Below are 12,818 nucleotides of genomic sequence, written 5' to 3'. Positions count from 1 at the left end.
TACCGCCCACGTTCGGGTTGCGCCGGGCCTTGCCGGGCTTTCGGTCCGGGGGGCTTGTGTCTGGTCTATTTAACGCCGTATTTATGCCGCCGGGATTGGCCGGGCGCTACCGACCCGGCGCCGCGCGGCAGAACCTCACAGGGGGCCAAGGTATCCGCCGATAGGTGGATTCAAAGCGCATTCCCCGACTGGCCCAATGTCCAGCCGTCATCTCCAACGTGGCCGCGAATCCCGCATCGACGGGTACTACGTATTGACCACCGTGGTGCTGAAGCGACGCCCGGTGTTTGCAGACCCTCGCTGCGCAGAATGCCTTGTAGATACACTGCGCCTCGTCGAGCGCGAGCGACTGAGTCGCTCATTCGCATGGGTCGTCATGCCCGACCATCTTCATTGGTTGATGCAGTTGCGCGCCGGCACGCTCGCCCGATTGATGGGAACGTTGAAATCACGCAGCAGCCGCCTTATAGGGCAGCAGTTCGGTGTGGAGACGCCCCTGTGGCAGCCGAGCTACTTCGACCACGCTGTTCGCAATGAAGATGCGTTGAGACGTCATGCGCTCTACATTCTGGGGAATCCGATCCGTGCGGGGCTTGCTGCCGAACTGGATGAATACCCGTTTGCTTGGTGCCGATGGCCGATGCGATAGCGATTGGACCTGCGGCAGAAGCCGCCGGGCATGGCCCGGCGCTACCGATGTTACCTCCGCCTTCATGCGCGGTCGGCGTTTGATGTCGCGCACGCCCCAAAAAAGCCGCCGGGCATGGCCCGGCGCTACCAGGGGTTACCCGCGTTCGTGCCAGCCGCCGCCCAGCACCTTGTACAGGGTGATGCGGTTGGTCTGCTGGGCCAGCTCGGTCTGCAGGCGCGTCTGCTGCGCGCTGTAGGCGGTGCGGCGTGCGTCCAGCAGGGTCACGAAGCTGTCCAGGCCGGCGTCATAGCGGGCCTGCGACAAGCGGTTGGCCGTTTCGGCCGCATCCACCAGGCGCTGCTGCGCGCTCACCTGCTCGTCCAGGCTGACATTCAGCGCCAGCGCGTCGGAGGTTTCGCGGAAACCGCTCTGGATCGCCTTTTCATACTGCGCCAGGGCGATATCGCGATCCGCATTGGCCACCGCCAGGTTCGCGCGCAGCTTCCCGCCCTGGAAGATCGGCAAGGTGATCTTCGGCAGGAAACTCCACACGCGCGTGCCGCTGTCGAACAGGTTGGACAGTTCGCCCGAGCCACTGCCGATGCTGCCGGTCAGGGTGATGCTGGGGAAGAACGCGGCACGCGCGGCACCGATGTTGGCGTTGGCCGCCAGCAGCTGGTGTTCGGCGGCCATGATGTCCGGGCGCTGCAGCAGCACGTCGCTGGGCAGGCCGGCCGGCGGCGGGGCCAGGGCCAGCAGCTGCGGTTCGATGCTGTCCGGCAGCAGGTCCGCATCGACCTGGCCACCGGCCAGCAGGGCCAGCGCGTTGCGGTCCTGGGCCAGCTGCCCGCGCAGGCGGGCGGCATCGGTACGCGCGGTTTCCACCAGCGTGCGGGTCTGGCTCAGCTCCAGCCCGGAGCTGCCACCGCGTTCGTGGCGGGCCTCGGCCAGGCGCAGCGAATCCTCGTAGGTCTTCAGCGTGGCCTCGGAGATCTTCAGCTGCTGCGCGTCGGCACCGTAGGTCAGCCACGCGGTGGCGGTCTCGGCCACCAGGCTCAGCTGCGCGTTGCGGCGGTTGGCGGCCACAGCGAAGTACTGCTGCAAGGCAGACTCGCTGAGGTTGCGCACGCGGCCAAACAGATCCAGCTCGAAGTCGGCCACGCCGACGCCGGCGGTGAACTGCTCGGTGACACCGGCATTGGTGCCCTGCCGCTCCATCTGGCCGGTGGCGGCCAGGCCGGGCACGCGGTCGGCGCGCTGCACGCGGTACTGGCCGCGTGCCTTTTCCACGTTCAACACCGCCACGCGCAGGTCGCGGTTGTTGTCCAGCGCCTGGCCGATCACCTGCTGCAGGCGCTCATCGGTGAAGAAGTCGCGCCAACCCAGTGCCGCGACATCGGTCACTTCGCCCTGGCTGGCTTCGGCCGGCCACTGCGACGGAATGGCCGGGGCAACGGCGGTGTTCTTCGGCACCAGCGTGGAGCAGCCGGCCAGGCCCAGGCTGGCGACGAGCGCCAGCAGCAAAGGGGTCTTATTCATGGGAACCTCCATGGGCAGCGTCATCGCGCGGAGCCGGCGGCGTGCCACCTCCGTTGCCCTTGTTGCGGTTGAACACGCGCTGCACCACCACGAAGAACAGCGGGATGAAGAACACGCCCATCACGGTGCCCACCAGCATGCCGCCCAGCACGCCGGTACCAATGGCGCGCTGCGCACCGGAACCTGCACCGGAGGCGATGGCCAGCGGCAGCACGCCCAGGCCGAACGCCAGCGAGGTCATGATGATCGGGCGCAGGCGGTCGCGCACCGCATGCATCGTCGCTTCGATCAGGCCCGCGCCCTTCTCCAGGTTTTCCTTGGCGAATTCCACGATCAGGATCGCGTTCTTGCTGGTCAGGCCCACCGTGGTCAGCATCGCCACCTGGAAGTAGATGTCGCGCTCCATGCCGCGGAAGGTGTTGGCCAGCACCGCGCCGAGAATACCCAGCGGCGCCACCAGCAGCACCGAGGTCGGCACGCTCCAGCTTTCATACAGCGCGGCAAGGCACAGGAACACGATCAGCAGCGACAGCGTATACAGCAGCGGCGTCTGCGAACCGGCCTGGCGTTCTTGGTAGGACAGCGCGGTCCATTCGATGTCGAAGCCCGGCGGCAGGTCCTTGGCGATGCGTTCGATCTCGGCCATGGCATCACCGGAGGCCACGCCCGCGGCGGGCTCGCCCTGGATCTCCATCGCCGACACGCCGTTGTAGCGTTCCAGGCGCGGCGAACCGTAGTCCCAGCGCTTGGAGGCGAAGGCACTGAACGGCACCATCTCACCCTGCCCGTTCTTCACCGACCAGACGTTGAAGTCGTCCGGGTTCATGCGGAACGGTGCATCGGCCATCACGTACACGCGCTTGACCCGGCCACGGTCGATGAAGTCATCGATGTAGCTGCTGCCCCATGCCGCGGCCAGGGTGTTGTTGATCGAGCTGATCGACAGGCCCAGGGCGTTGGCCTTTTCCACGTCCACGTCGATGCGCAGCTGCGGGGTGTCTTCCTGGCCGTTGGGGCGCACGTTGGCCAGCAGCTTGCTCTGCCCCGCCGCACCCAGCAGCTGGTTGCGCGCGGCCAGCAGGGCGTCATGGCCCTTGCCGCTGGTGTCCTTCAGGAAGAACGTGTAACCCGAACCGATACCCAGTTCCGGCATCGCCGGCGGCGGGAAGGCGAAGATGAAGGCGTCCTTGATCTGGCCCAGCGCGCCCATCGCACGCCCGGTGATCGCACCCACGCTGTGGTCGGCGTCGCGCTCCTTCCAGTCCTTCAGCTTGACGAAGGCCATGCCCGCGTTCTGGCCCATGCCGGCGAAGCTGAAGCCCTGCACGGCGAAGATGGACTCGACCGCATCGGCCTCGTTCTTCAGGAAATGGTCTTCCAGCTTGGCCATCGCTTCCAGCGTGCGTTCCTGGGTGGCACCGACCGGGGTCTGCACCAGCGCCATCATGATGCCCTGGTCTTCATTGGGCAGGAACGAGCTGGGCAGGCGCGCGAACAGCACGCCCATCACCACGGCCAGGGCGACGAAGATGCCCATGAAGCGCCACGGGCGATGGATGATGCCCTTCACGCCGCGCTGGTAGGTCTCGCTGGAACGGTCGAAGCCGCGGTTGAAGCCGTTGAAGAAGCGGCCGAGCAGGCCGGTGTGGGCGACATGGTGCTCGCCCTTCTTCAGCGGCTTGAGCATGGTCGCGCACAGCGCCGGGGTCAGCACGATGGCCACCAGCACCGACAGCGCCATGGCCGAAACGATCGTGGCCGAGAACTGGCGGTAGATGATGCCGGTCGAGCCGCTCATGAAGGCCATCGGCACGAACACCGCCGACAGCACCAGGCCGATGCCCACCAGCGCGCCGGTGATCTGGCTCATCGACTTGCGGGTGGCTTCCAGCGGCGACAGGCCCTCTTCGGACATGATGCGCTCGACGTTCTCCACCACCACGATGGCATCGTCCACCAGCAGGCCGATGGCCAGCACCATGGCGAACATGGTCAGCATGTTGACCGAGAAGCCGAGCATGGCCAGCACGCCGAAGGTACCCAGCAGCACCACCGGCACAGCGATGGTCGGGATCAGGGTGGCGCGGAAGTTCTGCAGGAACAGGTACATCACCACGAACACCAGCACGATCGCTTCGATCAGGGTCTTGATGACGCCCTTGATCGAGACCTGCACGAACGGGGTGGTGTCGTACGGCACGACGGTTTCCAGGCCGGCCGGGAAGCTGGACTTCATCTCGTCCAGCGCGGTGCGAACGCCCTCGGCCGTGGCCAGCGCGTTGGCGCCGGTGGCCAGGGTGATGGCGATACCGGTGGACGGCTTGCCGTTGTAGCGGGTGACGAAGTCGTAGCTCTCCGCACCCAGCTCGACGCGGGCGACATCGCCCAGGCGCAGCTCGCTGCCATCGGTACCGCCACGCACCAGGATGTTGCGGAACTGTTCCGGGGTCTGCAGGCGGTCCTGCGCGTTGATGGTGGCGTTGAGCTGCTGGCCCTTCACCGACGGCGCACCGCCCAGCTGGCCGATGGCCACCTGTGCGTTCTGCGCGGTGATCGCCGCGGTCACTTCATCGACCGACAGCTTGTAGGTGTGCAGCTTGTTCGGGTCCAGCCAGATGCGCATGGCGTACTTGCCGCCGAACACCTGGATGTTGCCCACGCCCGGCACGCGGCTCAGCGTGTCGACGACATTGGAGCCGACGTAGTCGGCGATGTCGTTGGCATCCATGCTGCCGTCGTTGGACACGAAGCCGAGCACCTGCAGGAAGCCGCTGCTGGACTTGGCCACGTTGATGCCCTGCCGCTGCACTTCCTGCGGCAGCAGCGGCATGGCCAGCTGCAGCTTGTTCTGCACCTGCACCTGGGCGATGTCCGGGTTGGTGCCCGCTTCGAAGGTGAGGGTGATGGTGGCCTGGCCGTTGGCCGAGCTGTTGGAGGAGAAGTAGATCAGGCCATCAAGGCCCTTCATGTTCTGCTCGATGATCTGCGTCACCGAGTCCTCGACCACCTTGGCCGATGCACCCGGGTAGGTGGCGCTGATCTCGACGGCCGGCGGGGCGACCTCGGGATACATCGACACCGGCAGCTTCACCACCGCCAGCGCACCGGCCAGCATGATGATGATGGCGATCACCCACGCGAAGATGGGTCGATCAATGAAAAAACGTGCCATGGAATTCTCCGCTTACTTCGCGTCGCCGGCCGGCTGGGCGGCAGGCTGCCGGGCGGCGTCCGGCTGTGCCGGGGCGGCGCCCTTCTCGGTGGCCTGCACGGGCATACCGGGGCCGATCTTCTGCAGGCCTTCGACGATGACCTTGTCACCCGGCTGCAGGCCGTCCTCGACCAGCCACTTGTCGGCCAGTGCGCGGCTGACCTTCACCGGGCGCACTTCCACCTTGTTGTCCTTGCCGACCACCATGGCGCTGGTATCGCCCTTGGCGTCGCGGGCGATGCCCTGCATCGGCACCAGCACGGCATCGGCGCGCACGCCGCCGCCGATCACCGCGCGCACGTACATGCCCGGCATCAGCAGGCCTTCGGGATTGTCCACCTTCACCCGCAGCGCGTAGCTGCCGGTAGTCGGGTCGACGCTCACTTCGGAGAACTCCAGCGCGCCCTTGTGCGGGAACTCGCTGCCGTCTTCCAGCAGGATGGTGACCGGCAGGGTCTGGTTGTCCTGCAGGCGGCCGGCGGCCAGTTCGCGGCGCAGCTGCAGCAGCTCGGCCGAGGACTGGGTCAGGTCGACGTAGATCGGGGTGAGCTGCTGCACGGTGGCCAGTGCATCGGCCTGGCCGATGCTGACCAGCGCGCCCTGGGTGACGCTGGACTTGCCGATGCGGCCGCTGATCGGCGCGGTGATGCGCGCGTAGCCGAGGGTGACGTTGGCCGCGTCCAGCGCAGCCTTGGCGGCACCGACATCGGCCTCGGCCTGCTTCTGCGCGGCCACGGCGTTTTCCAGGTCCTGCTGGCTGACCGCATCGACCTTGGCCAGCTCGGTGATGCGCTTGGCGCTCAGGCGCGCGGCGTTGGCAGTGGCTTCGGCACGGGCCAGCTGGGCGCGGGCGCTGTTGGCCTGGGCGCGGTAGCTGGCGTCCTCGATCTGGTACAGCGGCTGCCCTTCCTTGACCAGGCCGCCTTCAGTGAACAGTCGCTTGGCGACGATGCCGCTGACCTGCGGGCGCACTTCGGCGACCAGGAAGGCGTTGGTGCGGCCCGGCAGTTCGCGGGTCAGGCCCACGCTTTCCGACTTCAGGGTGACCACGGTCACCTGGCCGGGGCCTTGCTGGGGCTGTTCGGGTTGGCCACCGCAGGCGGCCACGGTCGCGGCGATGGCCAGCGACAGCAGGAAGGGGCGGATTCGGGTCAGGGGCATGGGGCTGGGGCTCGGGGAAGGAAAAAGATTCTCAGCTTGCCGTGATACGCAGCCGCATCCCGGTCCTGGGGCGCGGTTGTCGCAGCGGGCAGGCATCCCCGCGCACGGCGCAGGCATCAGCAGGCGCGCATACACGACGGGGAGCATGGCGGCGAAATATACATACATGCTTGTTTGTTTGTAAAGCGGTACAATTCAGCCAGGTTTCACCGGCACTGGTACCCACTCTCCGACCCATGGCGCGCAAGACCAAAGAAGACACCGAGGCAACCCGCGTAGGCATCCTTGATGCGGCCGAGGCCTGCTTCCATGAACACGGGGTGGCCCGGACCACGCTGGAGATGATCGGTGCCCGCGCCGGCTATACCCGCGGCGCGGTCTATTGGCACTTCAAGAACAAGGCCGAGGTGCTGGCCGCGATCATCCAGCGGGTGCACCTGCCCTTCATGCAGGAACTGGAGCGCACCTCCAGCGACGAGCGGCAGACGCCGATCCACGACCTGCGCGCGGTGATGATCTACTCGTTCATCGAGCTCTCCGAGGATGAGCGCCTGCGCAAGACCATGGAAATCATGCTGCGCAGCGATGCCTCGTCGGAAAGCCGTGCGCTGGCCGAGCTGCAGCAGTCCGGCTTCCGCGATGCGCTGGACCGGATGGAGCGCGCCCTGCGCCGCGCCCAGGACCTGCGCCAGCTGCGCGACGGCGCCGACCCGAAGATCGCCGCGCGCATGCTGCACGCCACCGTGCTGGGCGTGCTGCACGGGGCGATGGTCGAACCGGAACTGATGGACCTCAAGCGCGACGGCATGCTCGCGCTGGACATGACCCTGACCGCCTACGTGAAGGAAGGCGTGTTCGTGCCGGGCTCGATTCCCGAGCCGCTGCCGTAGGGTCGGAGCCGCCGGGCATGGCCCGGCGCTACCGGGGCGGTGTGAGCAGGCAGCGCTGCAGTAGATCCACGCCATGCGTGGATGCCGTACGCGCAAACGAAGAAGGCCGCCTTTCGGCGGCCTTTTCTGTTGCTGGTCTTGGCGTCGGAGCCCTCGCTGGTGCGAGGGATCCGTCCCCGTCTGGCATTACAGGATGTAGCGGCTCAGGTCCGGGTCCTGCACCAGTTCACCCAGATGCGCATCGACGTAGGCGCTGTCGATGGCCAGGGTTTCACCGTCGCGGTCCGGTGCTTCGTAGCTCAGCGAATCCAGCAGGCGCTCCAGCACGGTGTGCAGGCGGCGCGCACCGATGTTTTCCTGGCGCTCGTTCACCTGGAAGGCGATCTCGGCCAGGCGGTCGATGGCATCGGCGGTGAAGCTGACCTTGACGCCCTCGGTGGCCAGCAGCGCTTCGTACTGCTTGGTCAGCGCGGCCTTCGGCTCGGTCAGGATGCGCACGAAGTCGTTCTTGCTCAGCGCGCCCAGTTCCACGCGGATCGGGAAACGACCCTGCAGCTCCGGGATCAGGTCGCTGGGCTTGGCCAGGTGGAACGCGCCCGAGGCAATGAACAGTATGTGGTCGGTCTTGATCGTGCCGTACTTGGTGGACACGTTGGAGCCTTCCACCAGCGGCAGCAGGTCGCGCTGCACGCCTTCGCGCGAAACGTCGCCACCACCCACGTTATCGCCGCGCTTGGCGACCTTGTCGATCTCGTCGATGAAGACGATGCCGTGCTGTTCGCAGGCTTCGATCGCCGCCGTGCGGATGTCGTCCTCGTTGACCAGCTTGCCGGCTTCTTCCTCGATCAGCAGCGGGCGCGCGGCCTTGATGGTCAGCGTGCGCTTGTGCGCCTTGGCGCCACCGCCGAGGTTGGCGAACATCGACTTCAGCTGCTGGCCCATCTCCTCCATGCCCGGCGGGGTCATGATGTCCATGCTGACGTTGGCGGCCAGGTCGAGTTCAATTTCGCGCTCGTCCAGCTCGCCGTTGCGCAGCATCTTGCGGAACTTGATGCGGGTCTCGTTGTCCTGCGCCGACGGCTCGTTGCGGGCCACTTCCGGATCGAAGCCGATGCCACCGCTGCGGCGCGGCAGCAGCGCATCGAGGATGCGGTCTTCGGCGCGTTCTTCGGCCTGGGTACGCACGCGCACCTTGGCCTGTTCGCGATAGAGCTTGACCGCGGTATCGGCCAGGTCGCGGATGATCTGCTCGACGTCCTTGCCGACGTAGCCGACTTCGGTGAAGCGGGTAGCTTCGACCTTCACGAACGGCGCATTGGCCAGGGTGGCCAGGCGGCGGGCGATCTCGGTCTTGCCGACGCCGGTCGGGCCGATCATCAGGATGTTCTTCGGCATCACTTCATTGCGCAGCTCAGGCACCAGCTGCATGCGGCGCCAGCGGTTGCGCAGGGCGATGGCCACCGCGCGCTTGGCGTCGTGCTGGCCGACGATGTGCCGGTCCAGTTCCTGCACGATCTCGCGCGGGGTCATGGTGGCGGAGGAAACTTCGATCTTCGACATGGATGTGCTCACGAATTCGTTGTCGGTAGCGCCGGGCCATGCCCGGCGGATCGGGGAGCGTTACAGCTCCTCGACCACCACGTTGCGGTTGGTGTAGATGCAGATGTCGCCGGCGATGCCGATCGCCTCGCTGGCAATCGTGCGTGCATCCAGTTCGGTGTGCGCCATCAGCGCACGTGCGGCCGACAGTGCGTAGGAACCACCGGAACCGATGGCGATGATGCCGTCCTCCGGCTCGATCACATCGCCGGTGCCGCTGATGATCAGCGAGGTTTCCTTGTCGGCCACGGCCAGCAGGGCTTCCAGCTTGCCGAGGCGGCGTTCGGTACGCCAATCCTTGGCCAGCTCGACTGCGGCGCGCTGCAGCTGGCCATGCTTTTCCAGCTTGGCCTCGAACAGCTCGAACAGGGTGAAGGCATCGGCGGCGGCACCGGCGAAGCCGGCCAGCACCTGGCCGTCGCGGCCAAGGCGGCGCACCTTGCGCGCGTTGCCCTTCATCACCGTGTGGCCGAGGGTGACCTGGCCATCACCGGCAATGGCCACGTGATCGCCGCGGCGCACGCAGACGATGGTGGTGGCGTGGAAAACATTGGGATTCTGACTGGGGTCCATGCGGCCTCCGATAGCTGTTCACGGGACATGGGGACAGCGCCGGGAGCGATCAAGCCTGCGCGGATGGCTGCCGTTCAGCGCTTGGCATGCGAAGGCCGCTCTGGATTCGGCTCGATGCCCCAGGCGATGTACCAGTCCTCGCCCTGGGTTTCGATGGGGTGCTGGGTGCGGCCCGAGCCGTTGCCACAGGCCAGCGCGTCGGCCGCGCAGTAGCGGTCGCAGCCCCAGCAGATGCGTTCGGGGTGCCGGGGATGCAGGGGAATGGGCTTTGCCATGCTGGCGGCTTCCTCGTGGCCTGCGGCCACGATGCGCCGATGGCGCCCACCCTGCCCTGATGCAGATCAAGCGGGGGCTATTCAGCCTTGTCGGGCGGACTGTTGCGGCGCTTGGCGCGCGGATGCGCGGCGTCGTAGACCTTGGCCAGGTGCTGGAAATCCAGGTGGGTGTAGATCTGCGTGGTGGCGATGTCGGCGTGGCCGAGCAGTTCCTGCACGCCGCGCAGGTCGCCGGAGGACTCGAGGATGTGGCTGGCGAAACTGTGCCGCAGCATGTGCGGGTGCACGTGCTTGAACAGGCCCTGGCGCTGGGCCAGCTGGCGGATGCGGATCTGCACCGCACGCTGGCTGATCGGCCCGTTGCGGCCGGGGAACACCGGCGTCGCCGGGCCACCGCCACTTTCCGCGCGCCAGGCCTGCAGCGCTTCGCGTGCGGGTCGCCCGAACGGCACCCGGCGCTGGCGGTTGCCCTTGCCCAGCACGTTGACCAGGCCACTGTCGAAATCCAGGTCGCGCCAGGTCAGCGCGCACACTTCGCTCAGGCGCAGGCCCGAGGAATAGAACAGTTCCAGCAGCGCACGGTCGCGGCGGCCGAGTTCGCCTTCCGGTTCCAGTTCGACCAGCTGCACCGCTTCATCGGCATCGAGCACCTGCGGCAGGCGCCGCGGCGCACGGGGCGCCTTCAGGGTCGCGGCCGGGCTTGCTTCGATGCGTCCATGCTTGAGCAGCCAGGCATAGAAGCTGCGGCAGGCCGACAGGCGGCGCTGCAGGCTCTTGGCCGACAGCCCGCGACGATGCTCGTCGGCGACGAACTGGCGCAGCGTTTCAGCATCCAGTGCCTCCACCGCCACGCCGCGCGGTTCCACCCACACCGACAGCGCGTCCAGGTCACGGCGGTAGGCATCGAGCGTATGCGCCGACATCCGCCGCTCCACCTGCAGGTGCTGCAGGAAATGCTGTACCGCGCTCATCGTCGTGTCGTCCGGATCAGCGCTCGAAACGCTTCAGGCCTGCCACCAGGGCATCACCCATCATGCGCAGGAACAGCGTGCCCATGCCCGGGTAGAAGCGGTTGGCATCGTGGCTGCCGACGGCGATCAGGCCGATGCCCGGCAGCGGCAGCAGTGCGGTGGTCTGCACTTCATCGCTGCGCGCGCCGTACAGCACGGCGTTCTTCTCCGGTTGCAGGCGCCCGCAGATCGGCTCGCCATCCTTCAGGCAATCGCGGAACGGGCCCAGCTGTGCGTCGTCGGCGGCGATCACCTGCAGCCATTCCGCCTGTTCCAGCCCGGCCACCGGCGTGTGCACCACCAGCCGCACCAGGTCACCGGCAAAATCTTCCTGCAGCGAGGCCGCCATCGCACGGAGGGTGTCGGCGGCGTTGTCCTGCTTCATCAGGGCCAGGGTCAGCTGGTGCGTGCGCACCGCCAACCGCTCGTTGACCTGGGCAGTGGCGCCCAGGTCGGCCAACCGTCGCGCCAGCTCGCGGTTCTTCTCGCGCAGCACTTCCAGCTGGTAGCTGGCCAGCGACGCGGTCGGGCCGTCATCGCGCGGCACCACCAGGGTCAGGGCCAGGTCCGGGAACTGCTTGAGGAAGCCGGGATGGCGCCGCAACCACGCAGCGACGTCATGGCCCCCGAGCTTGTCGACGGTCTCACTCATGCGATCCACTCCCCTTCGAAGACGAATGCGGTCGGGCCGGCCATCACCACCGGCTGGCCTTCGCCCGGCCACTGGATGCGCAGCTCGCCACCGGGCAGGCTGATGCGTGCATCGGCCTGCAGGCGGCCGCGCTGCATCAGGGTAACGGCGGCCGCACAGGCACCGCTGCCGCAGGCCAGGGTCTCGCCGACGCCACGTTCGTACACGCGCAGGCGCGCATGGTCCGGTCCCATCACCTGGGCGAAGCCCACGTTGACCGACTGCGGGAACGACGCATGCTGCTGCAGCAGTGCGCCGACGCGCTCGACCGGCGCGGCATCGATCAGGCCCACTTCGATGACCGCATGCGGATTGCCCATCGACACCGCCGAGAAGCGCACGGTTTCGCCCTGCAGCGGCATCAGGTATTCATCGCGCGCATGGGCGAAGCCCACCAGCGGCACCTGCGCCGGTTCGAACGCCGGCACGCCCATGGCCACCGAGAAGCGGCCATCGCCCAGCACCTGCACCTCGTGGCTGGCCAGCGGGCTGTCGATCACGAAGCGCTCGCCCTGGGCACTGCCCTCGCGCACCAGCCAGGCGGCGATGCAGCGCGCGCCGTTGCCGCACTGCTCGGAATTGGAACCGTCGGCATTCCAGATCCGGTAGGACGCCACCGAGCCATCCGCACGCGGGGCCTCGATGGTCAGGATCTGGTCGCAGCCCACGCCGGTGTGGCGGTCGGCCAGGCGCGCGGCCAGTTCCGGGGCGGGCGGCGGCGTGCCGTCACGCAGGTCGATCACTACGAAATCGTTGCCCGCACCGTGCATCTTGCTGAAGCGCAGGGCGTTGGAGCCAGCCTTACTCATCCCCACCGTCCACCGGCTTGATCGGGTCCGGGGTAACCGAGGGGCTGCCGTCGCTGGTCGGCTGGGTCGCGGCGGGGGTGGCTTCCGGGCTGGCTTCGGGCGCGACGGCCGGTTCGACCGTCTCTTCCACCGGCACCGGCTTCTGCGGCAGTACCAGCGGGCCCTTGTTGCCACAGGCGGACAGGAACAGCAGCGAGGCCGCTGCCAGCGGAATCAGGATGGCGTTGCGATGGGGGATCTTCATGCGCCCGAGTATAGCCATTGGCGGCTGAGCGGTAGGTAGAGGTGCGGGCCACGCATCCGCCGGGGGGGGGGCGCGCGCGACCCCACCCGCGACCCCCCCGGGGGCCCGCGCCGCGGCCCGCCGGGCGCCGAGCTAAAGCGCCGGGCGGCCCGCGGCCCCACCGGACCCCCCACCCCCCCCCGGCG

12 protein-coding genes are annotated in these 12,818 nt (G+C 67.5%); 2 read left to right on the top strand and 10 right to left on the bottom strand.

Annotated elements, in window-relative coordinates:
• Positions 1 to 196 precede the first annotated feature (196 nt).
• On the top strand, positions 197 to 649 hold the full coding sequence (locus ACVOK1_RS18445) for an REP-associated tyrosine transposase (RefSeq protein ID WP_108770046.1): 453 nt from the start codon (positions 197 to 199) through the stop codon (positions 647 to 649).
• A 135-nt stretch (positions 650 to 784) separates the two neighbouring features.
• Here the strand turns inward: ACVOK1_RS18445 and smeF are convergent, their stop codons facing one another.
• The 3 genes from smeF to smeD are packed head-to-tail and all read right to left on the bottom strand — an operon-like array spanning position 785 to position 6,542.
• Complete coding sequence (gene smeF, locus ACVOK1_RS18440) at positions 785 to 2,170, bottom strand: multidrug efflux RND transporter outer membrane subunit SmeF (protein ID WP_108770047.1); 1,386 nt, start codon at positions 2,168 to 2,170, stop codon at positions 785 to 787.
• Positions 2,163 to 5,342 (bottom strand): multidrug efflux RND transporter permease subunit SmeE, encoded by a 3,180-nt coding sequence (gene smeE / locus ACVOK1_RS18435; RefSeq protein WP_481562872.1) that lies wholly within the window; start codon positions 5,340 to 5,342, stop codon positions 2,163 to 2,165. Before smeE ends, smeF begins: the two co-directional genes overlap by 8 nt.
• Before the next feature lie 12 nt (positions 5,343 to 5,354).
• Positions 5,355 to 6,542, bottom strand: coding sequence for a multidrug efflux RND transporter periplasmic adaptor subunit SmeD (gene smeD / locus ACVOK1_RS18430; protein WP_481562871.1), 1,188 nt, complete (start codon positions 6,540 to 6,542; stop codon positions 5,355 to 5,357).
• Positions 6,543 to 6,778: 236 nt separating this feature from the next.
• On the opposite strand from smeD, the gene ACVOK1_RS18425 reads away from it, so the two are divergent.
• On the top strand, positions 6,779 to 7,432 hold the full coding sequence (locus tag ACVOK1_RS18425; RefSeq protein ID WP_481562870.1) for a TetR family transcriptional regulator: 654 nt from the start codon (positions 6,779 to 6,781) through the stop codon (positions 7,430 to 7,432).
• 186 nt (positions 7,433 to 7,618) lie between these two features.
• On the opposite strand, the gene hslU is transcribed toward ACVOK1_RS18425, so the two are convergent.
• From hslU to lptM, 7 genes are all read right to left on the bottom strand, one after another.
• The gene (hslU, locus tag ACVOK1_RS18420; RefSeq protein WP_100473959.1) at positions 7,619 to 8,992 is read right to left on the bottom strand and encodes an ATP-dependent protease ATPase subunit HslU; all 1,374 of its coding nucleotides are present in this window, start codon (positions 8,990 to 8,992) and stop codon (positions 7,619 to 7,621) included.
• Positions 8,993 to 9,052: 60 nt separating this feature from the next.
• On the bottom strand, positions 9,053 to 9,604 hold the full coding sequence (gene hslV / locus ACVOK1_RS18415; protein ID WP_079223431.1) for an ATP-dependent protease subunit HslV: 552 nt from the start codon (positions 9,602 to 9,604) through the stop codon (positions 9,053 to 9,055).
• Between the two features lie 74 nt (positions 9,605 to 9,678).
• Entirely contained in the window at positions 9,679 to 9,879 is a 201-nt protein-coding gene (locus ACVOK1_RS18410; protein ID WP_108770050.1) for a DUF3079 domain-containing protein, read from the bottom strand.
• Between the two features lie 77 nt (positions 9,880 to 9,956).
• The gene (gene xerC, locus ACVOK1_RS18405) at positions 9,957 to 10,850 is read right to left on the bottom strand and encodes a tyrosine recombinase XerC (RefSeq protein ID WP_481562869.1); all 894 of its coding nucleotides are present in this window, start codon (positions 10,848 to 10,850) and stop codon (positions 9,957 to 9,959) included.
• 16 nt (positions 10,851 to 10,866) lie between these two features.
• Positions 10,867 to 11,541 (bottom strand): DUF484 family protein, encoded by a 675-nt coding sequence (locus ACVOK1_RS18400; protein WP_108770052.1) that lies wholly within the window; start codon positions 11,539 to 11,541, stop codon positions 10,867 to 10,869.
• Positions 11,538 to 12,389 carry a diaminopimelate epimerase gene (gene dapF, locus ACVOK1_RS18395; RefSeq protein ID WP_481562868.1) on the bottom strand — a complete coding sequence of 284 codons (852 nt, stop codon included), beginning with the start codon at positions 12,387 to 12,389 and terminating at the stop codon, positions 11,538 to 11,540. Before dapF ends, ACVOK1_RS18400 begins: the two co-directional genes overlap by 4 nt.
• The gene (gene lptM, locus ACVOK1_RS18390) at positions 12,382 to 12,633 is read right to left on the bottom strand and encodes an LPS translocon maturation chaperone LptM (protein WP_200752693.1); all 252 of its coding nucleotides are present in this window, start codon (positions 12,631 to 12,633) and stop codon (positions 12,382 to 12,384) included. The genes dapF and lptM overlap by 8 nt, the downstream gene beginning before the upstream one ends.
• Positions 12,634 to 12,818: the final 185 nt, after the last annotated feature.

The organism is Stenotrophomonas sp. STEN087 (assembly GCF_056759115.1).
This window is presented reverse-complemented; position numbering and strand designations above follow the sequence as displayed.

Coding starts and splice junctions, on each gene's coding strand:
- ACVOK1_RS18445 (WP_108770046.1), top strand. CDS start 197: ATGTCCAGCCGTCATCTCCAACGTGGCCGCGAATCCCGCATCGACGGG.
- smeF (WP_108770047.1), bottom strand. CDS start 2,170: ATGAATAAGACCCCTTTGCTGCTGGCGCTCGTCGCCAGCCTGGGCCTG.
- smeE (WP_481562872.1), bottom strand. CDS start 5,342: ATGGCACGTTTTTTCATTGATCGACCCATCTTCGCGTGGGTGATCGCC.
- smeD (WP_481562871.1), bottom strand. CDS start 6,542: ATGCCCCTGACCCGAATCCGCCCCTTCCTGCTGTCGCTGGCCATCGCC.
- ACVOK1_RS18425 (WP_481562870.1), top strand. CDS start 6,779: ATGGCGCGCAAGACCAAAGAAGACACCGAGGCAACCCGCGTAGGCATC.
- hslU (WP_100473959.1), bottom strand. CDS start 8,992: ATGTCGAAGATCGAAGTTTCCTCCGCCACCATGACCCCGCGCGAGATC.
- hslV (WP_079223431.1), bottom strand. CDS start 9,604: ATGGACCCCAGTCAGAATCCCAATGTTTTCCACGCCACCACCATCGTC.
- ACVOK1_RS18410 (WP_108770050.1), bottom strand. CDS start 9,879: ATGGCAAAGCCCATTCCCCTGCATCCCCGGCACCCCGAACGCATCTGC.
- xerC (WP_481562869.1), bottom strand. CDS start 10,850: ATGAGCGCGGTACAGCATTTCCTGCAGCACCTGCAGGTGGAGCGGCGG.
- ACVOK1_RS18400 (WP_108770052.1), bottom strand. CDS start 11,541: ATGAGTGAGACCGTCGACAAGCTCGGGGGCCATGACGTCGCTGCGTGG.
- dapF (WP_481562868.1), bottom strand. CDS start 12,389: ATGAGTAAGGCTGGCTCCAACGCCCTGCGCTTCAGCAAGATGCACGGT.
- lptM (WP_200752693.1), bottom strand. CDS start 12,633: ATGAAGATCCCCCATCGCAACGCCATCCTGATTCCGCTGGCAGCGGCC.